The 17805-nt window shown below is 73.2% G+C and carries 18 protein-coding genes and 1 pseudogene; 9 read left to right on the plus strand and 10 right to left on the minus strand.

Annotated elements, in window-relative coordinates:
* Window positions 1-9: 9 nt before the first annotated feature.
* The gene (locus ACWGJM_RS21940) at window positions 10-1023 is read right to left on the minus strand and encodes a glutathione S-transferase family protein (protein WP_453413352.1); all 1014 of its coding nucleotides are present in this window, start codon (window positions 1021-1023) and stop codon (window positions 10-12) included.
* On the opposite strand from ACWGJM_RS21940, the pseudogene ACWGJM_RS21945 reads away from it, so the two are divergent.
* Window positions 1022-2186, plus strand: a pseudogene (locus ACWGJM_RS21945) (cation diffusion facilitator family transporter). The gene ACWGJM_RS21940 and the pseudogene ACWGJM_RS21945 sit on opposite strands and share 2 nt — an antisense overlap.
* A 113-nt stretch (window positions 2187-2299) precedes the next feature.
* Here the strand turns inward: ACWGJM_RS21945 and ACWGJM_RS21950 are convergent.
* Window positions 2300-2749, minus strand: a complete 450-nt coding sequence (locus ACWGJM_RS21950) for a nitroreductase family deazaflavin-dependent oxidoreductase (RefSeq protein WP_453413353.1) — start codon at window positions 2747-2749, stop codon at window positions 2300-2302.
* 147 nt (window positions 2750-2896) lie between these two features.
* Window positions 2897-3529, minus strand: a complete 633-nt coding sequence (locus tag ACWGJM_RS21955; RefSeq protein ID WP_453413354.1) for a LysE family transporter — start codon at window positions 3527-3529, stop codon at window positions 2897-2899.
* A gap of 102 nt (window positions 3530-3631) precedes the next feature.
* Here ACWGJM_RS21955 and ACWGJM_RS21960 point away from each other — a divergent pair, with 102 nt between their 5' ends.
* Genes ACWGJM_RS21960 through ACWGJM_RS21970 form a run of 3 tightly spaced genes read left to right on the plus strand, consistent with a single transcriptional unit; the run spans window position 3632 to window position 5255 of the window.
* Entirely contained in the window at window positions 3632-3763 is a 132-nt protein-coding gene (locus tag ACWGJM_RS21960; protein WP_453413355.1) for a hypothetical protein, read from the plus strand.
* Between the two features lie 58 nt (window positions 3764-3821).
* Window positions 3822-5042 (plus strand): cytochrome P450, encoded by a 1221-nt coding sequence (locus tag ACWGJM_RS21965; protein ID WP_453413356.1) that lies wholly within the window; start codon window positions 3822-3824, stop codon window positions 5040-5042.
* A gap of 12 nt (window positions 5043-5054) precedes the next feature.
* Window positions 5055-5255: a ferredoxin gene (locus ACWGJM_RS21970; RefSeq protein WP_453413357.1), complete on the plus strand. Its 201-nt coding sequence runs from the start codon at window positions 5055-5057 to the stop codon at window positions 5253-5255.
* Between the two features lie 323 nt (window positions 5256-5578).
* Here ACWGJM_RS21970 and ACWGJM_RS21975 read toward each other — a convergent pair whose 3' ends face one another.
* Complete coding sequence (locus ACWGJM_RS21975) at window positions 5579-6154, minus strand: TetR/AcrR family transcriptional regulator (protein WP_453413358.1); 576 nt, start codon at window positions 6152-6154, stop codon at window positions 5579-5581.
* Between the two features lie 98 nt (window positions 6155-6252).
* On the opposite strand from ACWGJM_RS21975, the gene ACWGJM_RS21980 reads away from it, so the two are divergent.
* Together ACWGJM_RS21980 and ACWGJM_RS21985 are read left to right on the plus strand one after the other, a co-directional pair.
* Entirely contained in the window at window positions 6253-6711 is a 459-nt protein-coding gene (locus tag ACWGJM_RS21980; RefSeq protein WP_453413359.1) for a nuclear transport factor 2 family protein, read from the plus strand.
* A gap of 9 nt (window positions 6712-6720) precedes the next feature.
* Entirely contained in the window at window positions 6721-7260 is a 540-nt protein-coding gene (locus ACWGJM_RS21985) for a flavoprotein (protein WP_453413360.1), read from the plus strand.
* On the opposite strand, the gene ACWGJM_RS21990 is transcribed toward ACWGJM_RS21985, so the two are convergent.
* Together ACWGJM_RS21990 and ACWGJM_RS21995 are read right to left on the minus strand one after the other, a co-directional pair.
* Window positions 7257-8114 carry a hypothetical protein gene (locus tag ACWGJM_RS21990; RefSeq protein ID WP_453413361.1) on the minus strand — a complete coding sequence of 286 codons (858 nt, stop codon included), beginning with the start codon at window positions 8112-8114 and terminating at the stop codon, window positions 7257-7259. The two genes, ACWGJM_RS21985 and ACWGJM_RS21990, sit on opposite strands and share 4 nt — an antisense overlap.
* A 124-nt stretch (window positions 8115-8238) precedes the next feature.
* On the minus strand, window positions 8239-9096 hold the full coding sequence (locus ACWGJM_RS21995) for an endo alpha-1,4 polygalactosaminidase (protein ID WP_453413362.1): 858 nt from the start codon (window positions 9094-9096) through the stop codon (window positions 8239-8241).
* A 183-nt stretch (window positions 9097-9279) separates the two neighbouring features.
* Between ACWGJM_RS21995 and ACWGJM_RS22000 the strand changes: the two genes are divergently transcribed.
* Window positions 9280-10248: an aldo/keto reductase gene (locus tag ACWGJM_RS22000; RefSeq protein WP_453413363.1), complete on the plus strand. Its 969-nt coding sequence runs from the start codon at window positions 9280-9282 to the stop codon at window positions 10246-10248.
* A 3-nt stretch (window positions 10249-10251) separates the two neighbouring features.
* Here ACWGJM_RS22000 and ACWGJM_RS22005 read toward each other — a convergent pair whose 3' ends face one another.
* Window positions 10252-11088, minus strand: a complete 837-nt coding sequence (locus ACWGJM_RS22005) for a phytanoyl-CoA dioxygenase family protein (RefSeq protein ID WP_453413364.1) — start codon at window positions 11086-11088, stop codon at window positions 10252-10254.
* A 73-nt stretch (window positions 11089-11161) separates the two neighbouring features.
* Between ACWGJM_RS22005 and ACWGJM_RS22010 the strand changes: the two genes are divergently transcribed.
* Together ACWGJM_RS22010 and ACWGJM_RS22015 are read left to right on the plus strand one after the other, a co-directional pair.
* Window positions 11162-12094, plus strand: coding sequence for a helix-turn-helix domain-containing protein (locus ACWGJM_RS22010; protein WP_453413365.1), 933 nt, complete (start codon window positions 11162-11164; stop codon window positions 12092-12094).
* 290 nt (window positions 12095-12384) lie between these two features.
* Window positions 12385-14613 (plus strand): ricin-type beta-trefoil lectin domain protein, encoded by a 2229-nt coding sequence (locus ACWGJM_RS22015; RefSeq protein WP_453413366.1) that lies wholly within the window; start codon window positions 12385-12387, stop codon window positions 14611-14613.
* A gap of 32 nt (window positions 14614-14645) precedes the next feature.
* Here the strand turns inward: ACWGJM_RS22015 and ACWGJM_RS22020 are convergent, their stop codons facing one another.
* The 3 genes from ACWGJM_RS22020 to ACWGJM_RS22030 all read right to left on the minus strand — a co-directional run bounded on the left by ACWGJM_RS22020 (window position 14646) and on the right by ACWGJM_RS22030 (window position 17771).
* On the minus strand, window positions 14646-15140 hold the full coding sequence (locus tag ACWGJM_RS22020) for a universal stress protein (RefSeq protein WP_453413367.1): 495 nt from the start codon (window positions 15138-15140) through the stop codon (window positions 14646-14648).
* A gap of 76 nt (window positions 15141-15216) precedes the next feature.
* The gene (locus tag ACWGJM_RS22025) at window positions 15217-16512 is read right to left on the minus strand and encodes an arsenic transporter (protein ID WP_453413368.1); all 1296 of its coding nucleotides are present in this window, start codon (window positions 16510-16512) and stop codon (window positions 15217-15219) included.
* 23 nt (window positions 16513-16535) lie between these two features.
* Entirely contained in the window at window positions 16536-17771 is a 1236-nt protein-coding gene (locus ACWGJM_RS22030; protein WP_453413369.1) for a hypothetical protein, read from the minus strand.
* Between the last annotated feature and the right edge of the window lie 34 nt (window positions 17772-17805).

The raw sequence follows: 17805 nt of genomic DNA on the forward strand, positions 1-17805 counted from the left end.
GTGTGCGGTTCAGGGCCGCCCCGCGGCCGGCACCTCCTCACCCGGGCGCACCGGCCCAGGTGGCGTCCCGTCGCCGAACGGCCGGCCACCGAGCTCCTCCCGGTGGTGCGGCGCGAGCCAGCCGGCGAGATCCGGCCCGAGCGGCACGATCCCGGTGGGGTTGATGCCGGTGTGCACCCGGTAGTAGTGCCGTTTGATGTGGTCGAAGTCGACCGTGTCACCGAACCCGGGCGTCTGGTACAGGTCCCGGGCGTACGCCCACAGCACCGGGTTCTCCGCCAGCTTCCACCGGTTGCACTTGAAGTGACCGTGATAGACGGGATCGAAACGGACCAGTGTGGTGAACAGCCGGATGTCCGCCTCGGTGAGGGTGTCGCCGACCAGGTAGCGCTGCCGGGCGAGCCGCTCCGTCAGCAGCTCCAGCCGCCGGAAGACCGCGGCGCACGCCGCCTCGTACTCCTCCTGGTGGGTGGCGAAACCCGCGCGGTAGACGCCGTTGTTGACGTCCTCGTAGACGTCCGCCATCACCTCGTCGATCTCGTCGCGCCGGGCGGCCGGATACAAGTCCGGCGCTCCCTGCCGGTGCACGGCCGTCCACTCGGTGGCGAGGTCCAGGGTGAGCCGCTGGTAGTCGTTGGTGACCAGGCGCCCGCTGGGCACGTCCACGACCGCCGGCACGCTCACCCCGCCCGGATACCCGGTCTCCCGCCGGTCATAGGCCTCGGCCAGGAAGCGGATGCCGAGCACCGGGTCGCGGCCCTCGGGGTCGAGGGTGAAGCGCCAGCTGCGGTCGTCCTGGACCGGGTCGGCGATCGCCATGGACAGGGCGTCCTCCAGGCCCAGCAGGCGGCGCGAGATCACCGCCCGGCTCGCCCACGGACAGGCGCGGCTGACCACCAGACGGTAGCGGCCGGCCGTCACCGGCCAGCCGTCACGGCCGTCCGCCGTGATCCGGTCGGCGAAGTGGCTCTTGGACCGGGTGAACCTCTTGTGGCCGTAGGCGCGGTTGCCGTCGCCACCCATGTTTCCTCCTTGCCGCACGGGGCGTCCTGGGGAACGCGTTCCCCGATTTCCGCCGTCGGCACGGTGTGAGCGGCCCCGGCCGGGGCAGTCGGCGGTGGTGAGCGGGACATCCTCGGAAGAGAAGACGCAACAGCGGACACGGGGGACGACGGACCGGGACGGCGGCCGGGACCCCCAGCGGAACACCGGACAGGAGACGCACCGGGCAGGGGCCGGGAACCACCAGGCCGACCGGAAGACACGGATCACCGTCTGGGTGGCGCTCGCCGCCAACCTGGTGATCGCCGCCGCCAAGGCCGCCGGCGGCCTGCTGGCGGGCTCGCCCGCCCTGATGTCCGAGGCGGCGCACTCGGTCGCCGACAGCCTGAACGAGGTCTTCCTGCTGGCGGCACTGCGCCGCAGCCGCCGCCCCGCCGACGCACGGCATCCCTTCGGCTACGGCAAGGAGCGGTTCTTCTGGTCCCTCCTGGCCGCCGTCGGCATCTTCGTCATGGGCGGCTGCTTCTCCTTCTTCCAGGGCGCCGAGGCGCTCGTGAGCGGCGCGAACGAGAAGTTCAGCGGTTATGTGGCGGGTCTGACCGTGCTGGGCGTCGCGCTGCTCGCCGAGGGCGCCTCCCTGTTCCGGGCGCTGCACCAGGTGCGCCGGCAGGGCGGCAGCCTGCGCGACCCGGCCCTGCGCACCGTGGTCGCCGAGGACGGCACGGCGGTGCTCGGCGTGACCCTCGCCATCATCGGCATGGCGCTGCACATGGCCACCGGGCAGGTCGTCTGGGAGGCGTCCGCCTCGCTCGCGATCGGCGTGCTGCTCGTGTACGTCGCGTACCGGCTGGGCCGCGACGCCCGCGACCAGCTCATCGGGGAGGCCGCCGACCCGGAGCTCAGCGACCGGATCCGCACGCTGCTGGCACAGCAGCCGGAGATCGACAGCGTGGAGGCGCTCTTCACGATGAAGATGGGCCTCGACTCGACGCTCGTGGCGGCCCGGATCGACCTGGTGCCCGGCCTGGACAGCGAGCGGATCGAGGAGGTCGCCGTACGCATCAAGCAGTCCCTCGCCGAGGCCGTCCCCGAGGCCGACCAGATCTTCCTCGACGTGACCGACCGGCCGGCGGGCGAGACACGATAAAAGCCCCGCCGCGACGGGGGAACGCGGCGGGGCCTGACCGTCTGGTGCCCGGGTGGAGACGGTCCATGCCTCCCGGAAACAGATTTTTCTAAAATACGGCGTTCCCGGTCCGGAATCGGCCCCCGGCGGCGGCCCCTCCGCTTCGGCGGATCACTGACCGTCGGCCGGTTCCAGGACGAAGACCGGGATCTCCCGGGAGGTCTTCTCCTGGTATTCGGCGTACGGCGGGTACGCGGCCACCGCCCGCTCCCACCACCGGGTCCTCTCGTCGCCCGTGACCTCACGGGCCCGCATGTCCTGCCTGACCGGGCCGTCCTGGAGTTCCACGTGCGGGTCGGACTTGAGGTTGAAGTACCACACCGGGTGCTTGGGCGCGCCGCCCTGCGAGGCGACCACGGCGTACCGCCCGTCGTGCTCCACCCGCATCAGCGGGGTCTTGCGGATCTTGCCGCTCCTGGCGCCCCGGGACGTCAGCAGGATCACGGGCATCCCCGTGTCCATCAGTGTCGTCCCCTTGGTGCCGCCGGAACTCTCGTACAACTCGACCTGCTCGCGCACCCACTGGGTCGGGCTGGGCTCGTACTCGCCCTGGAGAGGCATGACGTTCGTCCCTTCGACGGTCCTGCGGCCTACTGGCACCGTGCTTCAACACCGGCCGGTGCTCGAATCATCCGTACCACGCGTGCACCCGGCCGGATCCGGAACGCGGCCGTCCCGGTCCGGCGTTCCGATCGAGCCAGTCGCGCGTCACCCCGGTGCCACCGCCGCCCGCACCGCCAGTGCCATGGTCAGGACGCTCGACAGCAGCGCCGTGACCAGTCGTCCCCGGTGCCCGGTCAGGGCGCGGCCGAGGAGCGCGCCGCCGCCCGCGATCAGCAGCTGCCAGCTGGCGGAGGCGGCGAAGGCGGCGAGGACGAAGACGCCCTGTTCCAGGGGGCGTACGGCGTCCTGGGCGCGGGTGCCGAGCACGAGCGCGGCGAAGTAGATCACCGTGGTGGGGTTCAGGAGGGTGATCCCGAGCAGGCCGAGGTAGGCCCGGCCGGGGCCGGGCGGCGTCTTCTCCGGCCGGGTGGTGAGCCGGTGCGCGCGGTACTGCCGTACGGCGGTCACCGCGCCCAGTACCGCCAGCGCCGCCAGCACCAGGGCCGAGGCCCAGCGCAGCGGCCCGAGCAGCGGGCGCAGCGCCGCCGCGAGCGCGGAACCGCCCACCGCGGCGAGGAGGGCGTAGAGGCCGTCGGCGCTCGCCACGCCGAGCGCGGCCGAGGCGCCGGTCCGCAGGGAGGTACGAGCGGTGAGGGAGACCAGGTAGGTCGCGACCGCGCCGACGGGTACGGCGACTCCGTACCCCGCGACCAGGCCGGCGACGAGCGCGGCCGTCACGGGCGCGCGGGCTCGCGCCTCCGGGGGCGGCCGGGCTGCTGCTGGACCCGCGCCGGCAGGACGGCGGCGGGCATCGGCGGCAGGATGGCGTCAGTGGTGTACATGCGGGCGATCGTGCGGCCCGCGACCCGGCACCCGCAACCGGATATCGGCCCGATCACGGCGGTCGCACGCACGATGTTCGGCCAGAAAGCGCGGATCACCGATCTGGCCGAACTTGCCGTCGTCCCATAGATGCCCCGGGCATCTAATGAAGATCGGCACGCCGCACCCTTCGTCTGCGAGGTCCGCCATGACGGAATCGACCGCATCGATGGCTCAGCCCGAGCCCGTCGCCTTCCCCCAGGACCGTACCTGCCCCTACCACCCGCCGACCGCCTACGACCCGCTGCGCGCGCACCGCCCCCTGGCCCGCGTCACCCTGTTCGACGGCCGCCCGGCCTGGCTGGTCACCGGCCACGCCGCCGCCCGCGCCCTGCTGTCCGACCCGCGGCTCTCCTCCGACCGCACCCGCCACGGCTTCCCGGTGACCACCCCCCGCATCGCCGCCGCCCGCAACCGCAAGGTCGCCCTCCTGGGCGCCGACGACCCCGAACACCACACCCAGCGGCGGATGATGGTCCCGAACTTCACCCTCCGGCGCGCCGCCGAACTGCGGCCCGCCATCCAGCGGATCGTCGACGAGCGGCTGGACGCCATGATCGGCCAGGGGCCGCCCGCCGAACTGGTCGGCGCCTTCGCGCTGCCCGTGCCGTCCATGGTGATCTGCTCCCTGCTGGGCGTCCCGTACGCCGACCACGAGTTCTTCGAGGAGCAGTCCCGCCGCCTGCTGCGCGGGCCGGAGCCCGCCGACACCCTGGACGCCCGGGATCAACTGGAGTCCTACCTCGGCGAGTTGATCGACGGCAAGGCCAAGAGTCCGGAGCCCGGTGACGCCATCCTCGACGACCTCGTCCACCAGCGGTTGCGCGAGGGCACGCTGGACCGTGCCGACGTCGTGTCCCTGGCGGTCATCCTGCTGGTCGCCGGCCATGAGACCACCGCGAACATGATCTCGCTGGGCACCTACACGCTCCTCGGGCAGCCCGAGCGGCTGGCCGAGCTCCGCGCCGACCCCGCGCTGCTGCCCGTGGCCGTCGAGGAGCTGATGCGGCTGCTGTCGATCGCCGACGGGCTGCTGCGAACCGCCCTGGAGGACATCGAGGTGGAGGGGACGACCATCCGGGCCGGCGACGGCGTGGTCTTCGCCACCTCGGTCATCAACCGCGACGAGTCCGTCTACGCCGAGCCCGACACCCTCGACTGGCACCGCCCGGCCCGCCACCACGTCGGCTTCGGCTTCGGCATCCACCAGTGCCTCGGCCAGAACCTGGCCCGCGCCGAGATGGAGATCGCGCTCGGCACCCTCTTCGAGCGGCTGCCCGGGCTACGGCTCGCCGCCCGGCCGGAGGACATCCCCTTCAAACCCGGCGACACGATCCAGGGGATGCTGGAACTCCCCGTGACCTGGTAAGAGGCTCCTGCCATGCACATCGACATCGACAAGGACGCCTGCATCGGCGCCGGGCAGTGCGCCCTCGCGGCCCCCGGCGTCTTCACGCAGGACGACGACGGCTACAGCACCCTGATCCCGGGCAGGGAGGACGGGGACGGCGACCCGATGGTCCGCGAGGCAGCCCGCGCCTGCCCCGTCGGCGCCATCACCCTGCGGGACGCGGCGGACTGACCGCCCCGGCGGCCGTCGGGCGTCCCGGGTCAGGCGGGGCTTTGGCGATCGGCCCCGGGTGGCCGCCGCAGCAGCTCCGCGGTCCACGGGGTCTGGGCTCCGTGGTCGTGGCTGTCGGGTGTCGCGGTCGGGCGGGGCTTTGGCGATCGGCCCCGGGTGGCCGCCGCAGCAGCTCCGCCGTGTCCGGGGTCTGGGCTCCGTGGTCGTGGCTGTCGGGTGTCGCGGTCGGGCGGGGCTTTGGCGATCGGCCCCGGGTGGCCGCCGCAGCAGTTCCGCGGTCTGCGGGGTCTGGGCTCCGTGGTCGTGGCTGTCGGGTGTCGCGGTCAGGCGGGGCTTTCGCGACCGGCCCCGGCGGTCGTCAGCAGCAGCTTCGCCGCCTCTCGGGCCTCGGTCGCCGGCCGTGTGCTGTGTTCGATGCCCGCCGTGACCATGGCCCCCTCCGCCAGCAGGAACAGGGGGCCGGCCAGCGCGGCGGGCAGTCCCGCCCGGGTCACGAGAGCGGTGAGGTAGTCCCGGAACGCCCGCTTGTGCGCGCCCACCTGGGCCGCCACGCGCGCCGACGTGGCGCCCAGCTCGCCGTGCGCGTTGATCCAGGCGCAGCCGCGGAAGCCGTCCTCGCCGAACCAGCCCTCCAGCCAGTCGAAGACGGCCAGCACCTGCTGCGCGGGATCCTCCGCGCGCTCGACATGCTCGGCGAGCCTCCCGCGCCAGTGCTCGTCCCGCCGCTCCAGGTACGCCTCGACCAGCTGCTCCTTCGCCGGGAAAAGCTGGTAGAGCCGCTTGAGCGAGACCCCGGAGGCGGTCCGGATCTCGTCCATGCCTACGGACTGGACACCCCGCCCGTAGAACAGCTCCTCGGCGGCGTCCAGCACCCGCTCCCGGGCGGCTGCGCTGTCCATGTACGACCTCTCCCCGACCTCTCCTTGACGTGAGAACGAGCGTTCTCCTACGGTAGCAGCCACACTGGAGAACGATCGTTCTCCGCGAGGAGGAAGCCATGACCGACCGCCCGCCCCTGCCCCCCTTCACCCGTGCGACCGCCGCCCAGAAGGTGCAGGCCGCCGAGGACGCCTGGAACACCCGCGATCCGCAGCGCGTGGCGCTCGCCTACTCCGAGGACTCGGTCTGGCGTAACCGCGACACCTTCCTCACCGGCCGCGCGGAGATCGTGGAGTTCCTCACCGCCAAGTGGGCGCGCGAGCTCGAGTACGCGCTGCGCAAGGACCTGTGGGCCTTCGACGGGGACCGCATCGCGGTCCGCTTCCAGTACGAGTGCCGGGACGCCGGCGGACAGTGGTGGCGGTCGTACGGCAACGAGTTGTGGGAGTTCGACGGACGGGGGCTGATGACCCGTCGGGAGGCGAGCATCAACGACGTCCGCATCACGGAGGGGGAGCGCAGGATCCTCGGACCGCGGCCGGAAGCCGAACGGGGGCTGACCTTTCCGCTCCAGTAGGGTGCCCGGATGACCGAACAGGCCGGGAAGCCCTTCCTCTACCTCGTCGTCTGCGCGGCCGGGATCGCGGCGGACGTCAGCAAGCTGATCACCGCCGCCCAGGAGCGGGACTGGGAGGTCGGCGTCCTCGCGACGCCGGTCGCGATGGGCGGCTTCTTCGACACGGACGCCGTCGAGGCGCAGACCGGCCGTCCGATCCGCTCCGCCTGGCGCAGCCCCGGCGACCCGCGCCCCTTCCCGCCGCCCGACGCCGTCGTGGTCGCCCCCGCCACCTTCAACACCGTCAACAAGTGGGCGGCCGGCATCGCCGACACCCTCGCCCTCGGCACCCTGTGCGAGGCCGCCGGTCTCGGTGTGCCGATCGCCGTGCTGCCCTGCGTGGCCGACGCCCTGGCCGCCCACCCCGCCTACCAGAGCAGCCTGATACGCCTGCGCGGGATGGGCGTCCGGTTCGGCGACCCGTACTCGGGCGAGCCGGGCGACGACGGCGTGCGGCCCGAGTTCCGGTGGGAACGGGCGCTCGACCTGCTGGAGAATCCCAGGACCTAACGGCAGGAGACCGTCGGCCCGGCCAGCACGCGGCCGGTGTAGAGGTCCTGGCCCCGCGGCATCCAGTAGCCCAGCTTGGACACCAGCGTGGAGCAGGTGCCCGCGACCGTCACCCGGACGACCACCTTGGCGGGGTGGCCCGGCTGGAGGTCGGTGAGCGCGCAGTCCAGGGAGTGGGCCAGCCGGGTCTTCGACGGGTAGCGGCCGACCAGCGGGTTGACGCAGCGCGGGTCGGAGGTGGACACCCGCACCCCGGTGCCCTGCTCGCCGATGAGCCCGAAGCGCGCGCTGCCGTCCCCCTGGTCGCTGTCGCGCCGGACCGTGTATGTCAGGGTGGTCTCGGCGCCGGCCCGCATGGTGCTCCGGTCGACCTGGACACGGTGCGTCGCCTTCGGCAGGGGCGCGGTGAGGGTGAGGGTGGCCTGCACGGTACCCCGCAGGTCGACACCGGCGGGCGCCGACCGGACGCGCACGGTGGCCGAGATGTCGTACGTCCCCGGGCCCGGATACTGGACCGACCCGGGCAGCTCCCCGGACAGGGCCGTCTTCCTGCCGTGCCGGGCCGTCCAGGTGCCCCAGGCCTGACAGGTGTACCGCACGCGCGTTCCCGCCCGCCCGCACGTCGCCGCGGCGGAGACGGACATGGTGGGGGTGCCGTTGCCCGCGCACAGGTTGACGGTGGCCCGCTGGCCGCGCTCCCCGCGCAGCACCCCGGCGGTCGCGCACAGCGTGCCCGGCGGCTCGGCCGCGACCGCGCGCGGGGGAGCGGGCCGCCCCCAGGCGGGCGAGACGAGGGCGAGGGGCAGCAGCGCCGCCCCGGCCAGGGTCCTCAGCGTGCTCGGACGTGTCGGCACGGCGGTTCCTCCGTACGGCCGTGACCGGCCGGGCGCCGGTCGCCTGCGCCGAGGATGCGGCACCGATACGATCATCCGGCCGCTCCCACGCCGACCGGTCACCTGCGGGCAGCAACCACTGGTCTCACCGCACCTTGCGCACGTACCCGTCACTGCCCGGTGTCGAGACCTGCCGGTCCCGGCGCACGATGCTCAGCCGCCCGCCGAACCCCGCGAGGGCCTTGCGCAGGCCGGAGTCCGAGTACTCGATGACGAGGACCCGGTCGTCGTAGACCTTCGCGTACGTCCCGCACTCGTCGTACTCGGCGCACTCCTCCGCCACCGCGAAGTCCAGCCCGGTCCGCTTCCTGTCCCCGGCCAGCTCCGCGGTGTTCTTCTGGCCGATGGCCAGGTGCCGGTCGTGCGCGTGCCGTGCCAGCAGGGTGATGAAGGCGGTCGCGTCGTCGGCGCTCAGCAGGTGCCGGGAGCGGGTGTAGCTGTCGTAGTTGTCCGGCTCGACCGCGTCGAAGCCCTTGGCCGCGCAACTGTCGATCCAGCGGTCCACCCGCTCGGCCACCCGCTCGCGCTTGGCGGGCGTCCGGATGTCCAGCAGGGGCTCGTTCCAGTCCTCGTCGATGACCACCTTGCCGTGCGCGTCGCGCAGCAGCAGGTCGGTGGGCCAGGAGCCGCGCTCCTCGGGCTGGGCCTGGAAGGCGTTGACGTAGCAGACGTTGTACAGCCCCGGTGCCGGGGACGCCGAACGGTCGCGGCTGACGATCCGGACGCCCGCGGGCGGGTGATAGGGGCCGCCGATCTGGTAGTCGAAGCCCGCGGCGCGCGGTGGCAGCCGGACCGCCTTCGGCGCTTTGCCGGTCGAGGGCGACGCCGGCGCTCCGCCGGAGGAACCGCACCCGGCGAGCCCCAGGGCCGTGACGGCGGCGAACACGACGGCGCCGGTGGCCCTCCCGAGACCTCCGGCGCGGGAACCACCCCTGGCGGGCATGACCGCTCCATCAATCGCGGGTACGACCCCGCCTCGCGTGCTGTTGTGCGCCGGCACACGGAGTGACGGCCCGTGTGTGATCAAAACGCCCGGGCACGGCCGCCGTCAAGTGGGCCCCGGCGGGCGGCCCGTGACGACGTACGCTCGCCTCTGGTAACCGACCCGAAGGCAGGAGCAGCAACGATGCAGTACGTGAAGCTCGGTTCGACGGGCCTGGACGTCTCGCGGATCTGTCTGGGCTGCATGACCTACGGCCTGCCCGACCGCGGCGCCCACGAGTGGACCCTGGACGAGGACGCGTCGCGGCCGCTGATCCGGCAGGCGCTGGAGGCGGGCGTCAACTTCTTCGACACGGCCAACGTCTACTCCGACGGCACCAGCGAGGAGATCGTCGGACGGGCGCTGCGGGACTTCGCCGACCGTGACGAGATCGTCCTGGCCACCAAGGTGCACGGCCGGATGCGGCCCGGGCCCAACGGGGCCGGGCTGTCCCGCAAGGCGATCATGACGGAGATCGACCACAGCCTGCGCCGCCTCGGCACCGACTACGTCGACCTCTACCAGATCCACCGCTACGACCACCACACGCCGGTCGAGGAGACGATGGAGGCGCTGCACGACCTGGTCAAGGCGGGCAAGGTCCGCCACATCGGCGCCAGTTCGATGTACGCCTGGGAGTTCTCCAAGGCGCAGTACACGGCCGAGCGGCACGGCTGGACCAAGTTCGTGTCCATGCAGAACCACTACAACCTCCTCTACCGCGAGGAGGAGCGGGAGATGCTGCCGCTCTGCGCCGACCAGGGTGTCGGCGTACTGCCCTGGAGCCCGCTCGCCCGCGGCCGCCTCACCCGCGACTGGGGCACCACCACCGAGCGCAGCGCCGGCGACAACTTCGGCAGCAGGCTGTACCCGGAGAGCGACCGGTCGATCGTCGAGGCCGTCACCCGCATCGCGGGCGACCGGGGCGTCCCGCGCGCCCAGGTCGCCCTCGCCTGGCTGCTGCACCAGGACACGGTGACCGCGCCGATCGTCGGCGCCGCCAAGCCGGGGCACATCGAGGACGCGGTGGCCGCCGTGGAACTCGAACTGAGCGACAAGGAGATCGAAGAGCTCCAGGCGCCCTACACCCCGCACCCGATCAGCGGGCACTGACGGTCAGTGGGGTCCGTGCGGTGGGAACTCCGTACCGCACGGACCGGCTCCCTCGCTGAGCGCCAGCGGCACCCGGTCTCCGGACATGGACAGCGTCCGGTAGTGCTCGCCGATCCGCTCGGCCGAGCGGCCCACGTAGTGCCCGATGAAGGAGCGGCGGAAGCGGCCGGCGCTGCGGTTGGGCGACGAGCCGTGCACCAGGCTGCCGTTGAAGAACAGCACGTCCCCGGGTGCCATGTCCACGGGCACGGCGCTCAGACCGGGCGGCGGCGGCACGTACTCCCGCGCGAACGACAGCCCGGCGTCCGCCTCCTCGGGGCAGAACACGTCCATACGGTGCGTGCCCGGGACCACCTCGAGCCCGCCGTTGTCCCGGTCGATCACATCGCAGGCGACCCATGCGGCCACACACGTCCCGGGCTCCACCCGCAGATAGAAGTTGTCCTGGTGCAGCGCCTGGCCCCGGGCGCCCGGCGGCTTGAAGTAGAACATGCTCTGCGCGGCCAGCACTTCCTCGCCGAGCAGCGCCTGAAGGACCGTGCGCAGCCGGGCGTCGAGCAGGAAGTCCCGCGCGAGGCCGCTGATCTCGTGCGGGTGCATGACCCTCGGGTACGCGTGCAGCGGATCGGCCGGGCCGCCACCCGGTACCGGCGTCCGGGGCTCGAAGTGCCCGGGCACCGGGCCGGCCGCGTGCAGCGCCGCGAACTCGGCGCACAGCCTGTCGATCTCGTCGTACCCGAACAGACCGCGCACGACCGTGTAACCCGCCTCCTCGAACTCCCCGGCCCACTGCCGCCGGACCCCGGGCGTGCCGGGCGCTGTGTTGTCCATGGCTGTCATGGCCTCTCCCTCTTCGTTTCTGTCCGTGCGGTCATCTCCCGTGTCACGCTAGGCCGGAGCGCCCGACCGGAGGATGCCCGTGACCACTGAGGGATTGCCTGTGACTGCCGTACCCGCCGACCCCTCGCCGGGTCTGGTGGTGACCGGCCGTTTCGACCAGGCACCCGGCTACGGCATCCACCGGCCCGAGGGCGCGGCGAGCTGGCTGTTCACCTGGACGACGGGCGGGCAGGGCATGGTGCGGCAGGGGGCGGCCGAGGCACGGCCCGGCGCGGGAGACCTGGTGGTGCTCGGCCCCGGCGTCCGGCAGCGCTACGCCGTCGCGCCCGGCGCCCGGCACTGGCGGTTCTGGTGGGTGCACTGCCAGGCCCGGCCGTCCTGGACGGCCTGGCTCGGGCCGTACGCGGTCGCCGACGGGATGTACGTCGCCACCGTCCCCGTCGGCCTGCGCGACCGGGCCGGCCAGGCCTTCGCCCGCATGCTCGCCGACGTCCGCCGGCCCGGCGGCGCGGCGCCGCCCGCCGCCCCGCCCGGGGACGACCCCGTCGCCGTGGCTCACGACAGCACGGCGCGGGAACTGGCGTTGTGCGCGCTGGAGGAGGTCGTGCTGCTCGCGGCGGCCGGAGCGCGCGAGCCGGCGCCGCTGCCGGGAACCGACGCCCGGATCCTGCGTGCCGAGGAGCTGATCGCCGCCGACCCCGCCGCCGGGCACACCGTGCGCTCGCTCGCCGCGAGCGTCGCGCTGTCACCCTCCCGATTCGCCCACCTGTTCACCCGGCAGACCGGCCGGTCGCCGATGCGGGCGCTGCGCGAGGCGCGGCTGCGCCAGGCCGCCCGCCTGCTGGAGGGCACCGACCTGACCGTGGAGCGGGTGGCCGCGGCGTCCGGATTTCCCAGTCCCTTCCACTTCAACCGGGTGTTCCGGGAGCGGTACGGGCTCCCGCCGGGCACGTACCGGGCAATTACCGTGCCGGGAGGGGGACAAGCCGGAAAAGAGCCCTGTTGACAATTCGTCAAAATCCCCGGACGAGCGGGCTGTGCGCAAAACCCGGGGGTCCCTTGTTCCGCCCCGCTGGCCTGTGCAAAGGTGTGCCCTGTCGGCGAGCAGACAATTCCGTGTCGCACTCCGCGGGTGCGAGGCCGCTCCCGTACGCCCCCCACGCTTCAAAAGAGCTGCCGAAGGCGGACGTTCGAGGTGTCGAATGCCGTACGGGTGTCCCGGGCATGTCGTAGGGCCGGATAGCATACCCCTTGGTATGGATTGAATCCCCTGTTGCGTCTTGGAGGAATGCAGCCGTGAATGACGCAGGCCTGTCGAATTCCCCCACCCCGCCCCGGCTGTTCGACATCCCGGACGAGCAGCTGAGCGCGGAGCTGAAGAAGTGGACAGGAGCGACACCCGCGCTGCATCCCGTCGGTGAACTCCTCGACCGGCACTGGGAAGCGGCCTTCGCCTACGCCCGGCTGTGCACCGACGGACCGCGCGCGGCCGGCATGCTCACCACGGCGACCTTCACCCGGCTCTTCGGCGCCTCCCTCAGACAGGCGGGGCCGACCTCCGCCTGGCGGCCCCAACTCCTGGTCACCGTGCGCCGCATCGCGGCGGAGTGGGACAACGACGGCCGGCAGGAACTCCTCCACCCCGACCTGCGCCCCGGCACCGGCGACGGCGACCGCGCGGCGGCCCGGCTGCTGCCGCCCGCGCACCGGCGCCTCATCTCCCGCGCCTTCCAGCGGCTGCCCCAGTCCGCCCGCGCCGTGCTGTGGCACGCCGAGGTCGAGTCCGAGCCCCTCGAGATACCCGCCGGACTGCTCGGCCTCGACGAGGAGGGCACCCGCGTGGAACTCCGGCGCGCCCGGGAACGGCTGCGCGACGAGTGCCTCCAGGCCCACCGCGAACTCTCCGACCAGAACGACTGCCTGCGCTACAGCCGGATGCTCGACGTGACCTACCGGCGCGGCGGCATCGACGTCGACCCCGACCTCCAGCAGCATCTGAACGGCTGCCGGCACTGCCGGCACACCGCCGACCAGCTGGACCGGTTCAACACCGGGCTCGGCCTGGCGCTGGCCGAGGCGGTGCTCGGCTGGGGCGCCGCGGCCTATGTGGAAGCCCGGGCGGCCCTCGCCGAGCGGGCCGCCGAGCCGGAACCCGGCGCCGGACCGGCCGGGAGCGCGCACGCGGCCGCCATCGCGGCCGGACTCACGGGCGAGGAGGCCTTCACCGGCCCCGCCCCCGCATTCACCGGCGGTGAGTCGTTCACCGATCCCGCCCCCGGAGCCGTGGGCGGCGATCCCTTGCCCGCGCCGGCACCGGGCCTGGCGGGCGGCGAGCACCTCGCGGCCCCGGAAGCCGTTCCCGTGGCAGGCCAGGGCTTCGCGCCCGCCCCGCCCGCGCCCGGCACCGAACCACGTCAGCCGCGCGCCGCCGGTCGTTCCGCGCGCCGCGCCGAGCCCGCCGACGGGTCCGGCCGGACCGCGCCCCGCTCCCGACGCCGTACGGCCTCCCGCGCGTCCGCGCCCGGGACGGAATCCGCTGCCGCCACCACCGCGGTAGCTTCGGACGCCTCCGCGCCCGGTCCGTCCGCGCGTTCCGCCTCCCGCCGTTCCGCGCTGCGGGCGGCCCGCCGGGTCCGGCGCCGCAACCTCGCCGTGGCCGTGGCGACGGTGAGCGGTCTGGTCGTGCTGCCGCTGGTGCTGTGGACGGTGCTCGGCTCCGGCGACGGTGCCGCTCCCGTCGCGAGCGGCAAGGACGCCGGCAAGCCCAACTCCGGCTCCGAGACCACCAACCCGTCCTGGGTCGGGTCCGGCCAGACCGCCAAGGGCGCCCTGCGCGGCCGGCTGCACAACATCGCCTCCGGACTGTGCGTCGGCATCGTCGGCAAGAAGGCCGTCAAGGGCGCCGAGACCGAGCTCACCACCTGCTCCTCCGCGGCGAGCCAGCAGTGGACGTACGACACCGACGGACTGCTGCGCAACGACGCCGACCCCGGCCTGTGCCTCGACTCCCACCTCGGCTACTCGGTCCAGCTCGCCCCGTGCACGGCCGCGACCGGCACGAACCTCCGCTACGACTTCACCCTCCAGGGCGCCCTGGTGCCGCGCGGCGAGCCGGACCTGGCGCTCGCCCCCGCCGCCACCGACGGCGCCGGCGCCCTCGTGGTCAAGACCCGCGCGGACAGCGACGTGCAGCGCTGGGCCATGGACACCTCCAAGCCCGACCTCCAGATGCAGAACGTCAACTGGGACGCCGACAACACCCCGCTGATGACCTCCCCGACTCCGGCCGCGCCCAAGTCCGCGCCGAAGACCCCGTCGCCGGAACCCAGCCCGTCGGCCACTGCGTCGAGCGCCCGGCCGACGCCGTCGAGCACCGGCTCCACCGACATGTGCGCCTACAACCCGTACTACTGCGACGGGGACGGGGACGGCCAGTACGGCGGCGGGTGGGGCCACGGCGGCTACGGCGGCTACGGCGGCTATGGCGGCTATGGCGGCTACGGCTCGGGGCACGGCGGACGCTGAGCGGCCGCGCGGCGGCTCGTGGTGAAGCGGCCCTAGCGGTGATGCGGCGGCGGGGGAGGCGGCAGCGTCGTCAGGTCGGGTGCTGCCTCCGGCCACACCAGCAGCACCGGGCAGGGCGCGTGGTCGACGACGAAGCGGGCGGCGGGACCGAGGCTGTGCGGGCCGAGCCGGGCCCGGTCGCCGTCGCGGGCCAGTACCAGCAGACCGGCGCCCTCACAGGCGGCCACCACCTCCCGCTCGACCCGCCCGGACCGCTCCAGCCGGACGCAGGGCCGACCCAGCCGTTCGGCCGCCGCCTCGAGGAGCTCGGCCGCGGAGCTGCCGCCGAGGTCCTCCAGCCGAGTGCCGGGGTCCCGGTCGGGGCGTCCGCGACCGAGCAGCCCGGCGAAGGCACCGTGCGCGAGGCCCGGCACGTCCGGCCCGCTGACGTGCAGCAGGACCACCTCGGACGCCGTGGGGGCGTGGGCGCGCACGGCGTCCACGCAGGCGGGCCAGGTGCCTTCCACCAGCCACACGATCACACGCATTCGGTCGGCCTCCCTAGGTCGCACACGACCTGTCTCGCACGACTTGACTCGCACGACTTGTCTCACACGATCCGTCTCACACCACCTGGAGCGAACCCCACAGTGCCACCACGGCCAGGATGAGCGCCGACGGCACGGCGAGCAGTCCCAGCCGGGTGAACTCCCCGAGATCCACGTCGTGTTCGTGCTGGTGCACGATCCGCCGCCACAGCAGCGTCGCCAGCGACCCCGCGTACGTCAGGTTCGGGCCGATGTTCACCCCGAGCAGCACCGCCAGCACGGCGCCCGGCCCGGCCGGCCCGGTCAGCGGCAGCAGGACCAGTACGGCGGGCAGATTGTTGATCAGATTGGCCAGGACGGCGGCCAGCGCGGCGATGCCCAGCAGCGCCGGCAGCCCCGTACCGCCGGGCAGGACGTGACCGAGGGCGTCGGCGAGCCCGTTGTCCACCACCGCCCGCACCACGATGCCCAGCGCCAGCACGAACGCCAGAAACCCAGGGGCCGCCGCCCGCGCCACCGTCACGGGCGTCGCCCGCCCCCGCAGCAGGGCCCGCCCGGCGAGCACCAGCGCCCCTGCCGTCGCCGCCCATGCCGGATCGACGCCGGCCGCGGACGCCACCACGAACCCCGCCAGCGTGCAGACCACGGTCACCAGCGCGAACAGCGGCAGCCCGGGCGGTTCGGCGGCCCCCTTCGGTCCCGGGGCCGCCGCCGACAGGTCGCGGGTGAAGAACCGCCGGAACACCGCGTACTCGGCGCCGACCGCCACCAGCCACGGCAGCGCCATCAGCGCCGCGAACCGCGTGAAGCTCAGCCCGCTCGCCGCGAACGCCAGCAGGTTGGTCAGGTTGGACACCGGCAGCAGCAGCGACGCCGTGTTCGACAGATGGGTGCAGGCGTAGACGTGCGGCTTGGGCCGAACCCCGGTGCGGGCGGCCGTGGCGAACACCACCGGCGTCAGCAGCACCACCGTCGCGTCCAGACTGAGCACGGCCGTGATCACCGACGCCAGCGCGAACACCGCCGTCAGCAGCCCCACCGGCCGCCCGGCCGCGCGCCGGCCCATCCACGCCCCGCAGGCCTCGAACAGCCCCTCGACATCGCAGAAATGGGCGAGCACCAGCACCGCCGCCAGGAACCAGACCACCGGCCCCAGCCGTTCCGCCTCGGCCCGGGCGTGGTCCAGGGAGATCGCGCCGGTGGCGACGGCGATCCCGGCGGCGGGAACGGCCATCACCGCCTCCGGCCACCCGAGGGGCCGCACGACCGCCCAGGCGAGCACGGCGACGAGCAGGACGACGGACAGGGCCTCGGCCAGCGGGGTGTTCAGGGGACGGTCCTCCGCGAGGTGATCGACAAGTGCGCGCCCCATGAAAACAGACGAAGGTGAGAGGGCTACGACGACCGCGTGCCCGCACCGCCCAGGAACTCCTCCCAGCCGCCGACCGGGGACTGCCCCGGGCTCAGCGTACGCAGCTTGCGCAGCACGGCCGGGTCCTGCGCCTCCAGCCACGCCACGAGCTGCTTGAAGGAGACGAAGCGCACGTCGTCGTACTCGGCCATCCGGCCGGTGGCCTCCTCGACGGCGTCCATGTAGATGCCGCCGTTCCAGCGCTCGAAGTGGTTGCCGATGAACAGGGGAGCGCGGTTGGTGGTGTAGGCGCGGTGGAAGCCCGCCACATAGGTGTCACGGGCCTGGGTGCGCCAGGCGTCGTACTGCGAGCGGTCACCGAGGGGGTTTCCGGCGGACTGGTTGAACATCATGTTGTAGTCCATCGAGAGGACCTGGAAGGAGTGGCCGGAGAACGGTATGGACTGCAACGGGAAGTCCCAGATCCGGCCGCCCTGCACCTTGCCCGGCCAGATCTGGAGCCCGCCGGGGGAACTGGCGTCGTACTTCCAGCCCAGTGCGGCCGCCGTGGGCAGCAGCGCGGTCTGGCCCTCCAGGCACGGGGTGCGGCCGCCGATCAGCTCCTTGCGGTAGTCGAAGGGCAGCGGGTCGAGGTCGGTGAAGCCGGTGTTGGTCTTCCACTCGGTGACGAAGCGGACCGCCTGGTCGATCTCGCTGCGCCACTCGGCGCTCGACCAGTTGCGCACCCCGTCCGCGCCGCAGAAGTGCCCGTTGAAGTGCGTGCCGATCTCGTGGCCCTCCAGCCAGGCGGAGCGCACCTGCTGGAGCGTGGCGTGGATGTGCCGGTCGGCGAGGTAGCCGATCGCGGAAGCGCCGACCGGGTGCTGCGGCGGGTGGTAGAGGTGCTTCTTGGACTCGGGCAGCGTGTAGATGCCGCTGAGGAAGAAGGTCATCTTGGCGCCGTGGTCGGCGGCCACCTTGCGGAACCGGGAGAACAGCCCGTTGCTCAGCTCGCCCGCGCCGTCCCAGGAGAACACCACGAACTGCGGCGGCCGGGTCCCCGGCTTCATCCGCGTCGCCTTCGGCTGGTGCGGCTGCGCCCCGGTGTCCGCGGTGGAACCGTCGCCGATCTTCTTCACCGGCCGGGCCTGCGCCGTGCTCCGGCCGCTCCCGGAGCCGCCGCCCACGGACAGCCCTCCGGCCGAGCAGGCGGACAGGGCGCCCAGCGCGCCCGCCGTCGCTCCCGCGGTCATGAGACGCCTGCGTGAGATGCCGCTCATGTCTCGTCCCCGATTCCCTCGTCACGGCCCCGTC

It is taken from the genome of Streptomyces sp. NPDC054834, assembly GCF_053611185.1.

What these genes read in the sequence shown, in the direction of transcription:
- ACWGJM_RS21940 (WP_453413352.1), bottom strand. Translation starts at nt 1,023, where the DNA reads ATGGGTGGCGACGGCAACCGCGCCTACGGCCACAAGAGGTTCACCCGG.
- ACWGJM_RS21950 (WP_453413353.1), bottom strand. Translation starts at nt 2,749, where the DNA reads ATGCCTCTCCAGGGCGAGTACGAGCCCAGCCCGACCCAGTGGGTGCGC.
- ACWGJM_RS21960 (WP_453413355.1), top strand. Translation starts at nt 3,632, where the DNA reads ATGCGGGCGATCGTGCGGCCCGCGACCCGGCACCCGCAACCGGATATC.
- ACWGJM_RS21965 (WP_453413356.1), top strand. Translation starts at nt 3,822, where the DNA reads ATGACGGAATCGACCGCATCGATGGCTCAGCCCGAGCCCGTCGCCTTC.
- ACWGJM_RS21970 (WP_453413357.1), top strand. Translation starts at nt 5,055, where the DNA reads ATGCACATCGACATCGACAAGGACGCCTGCATCGGCGCCGGGCAGTGC.
- ACWGJM_RS21975 (WP_453413358.1), bottom strand. Translation starts at nt 6,154, where the DNA reads ATGGACAGCGCAGCCGCCCGGGAGCGGGTGCTGGACGCCGCCGAGGAG.
- ACWGJM_RS21980 (WP_453413359.1), top strand. Translation starts at nt 6,253, where the DNA reads ATGACCGACCGCCCGCCCCTGCCCCCCTTCACCCGTGCGACCGCCGCC.
- ACWGJM_RS21985 (WP_453413360.1), top strand. Translation starts at nt 6,721, where the DNA reads ATGACCGAACAGGCCGGGAAGCCCTTCCTCTACCTCGTCGTCTGCGCG.
- ACWGJM_RS21995 (WP_453413362.1), bottom strand. Translation starts at nt 9,096, where the DNA reads ATGCCCGCCAGGGGTGGTTCCCGCGCCGGAGGTCTCGGGAGGGCCACC.
- ACWGJM_RS22000 (WP_453413363.1), top strand. Translation starts at nt 9,280, where the DNA reads ATGCAGTACGTGAAGCTCGGTTCGACGGGCCTGGACGTCTCGCGGATC.
- ACWGJM_RS22005 (WP_453413364.1), bottom strand. Translation starts at nt 11,088, where the DNA reads ATGACAGCCATGGACAACACAGCGCCCGGCACGCCCGGGGTCCGGCGG.
- ACWGJM_RS22010 (WP_453413365.1), top strand. Translation starts at nt 11,162, where the DNA reads ATGCCCGTGACCACTGAGGGATTGCCTGTGACTGCCGTACCCGCCGAC.
- ACWGJM_RS22020 (WP_453413367.1), bottom strand. Translation starts at nt 15,140, where the DNA reads ATGCGTGTGATCGTGTGGCTGGTGGAAGGCACCTGGCCCGCCTGCGTG.
- ACWGJM_RS22025 (WP_453413368.1), bottom strand. Translation starts at nt 16,512, where the DNA reads ATGGGGCGCGCACTTGTCGATCACCTCGCGGAGGACCGTCCCCTGAAC.
- ACWGJM_RS22030 (WP_453413369.1), bottom strand. Translation starts at nt 17,771, where the DNA reads ATGAGCGGCATCTCACGCAGGCGTCTCATGACCGCGGGAGCGACGGCG.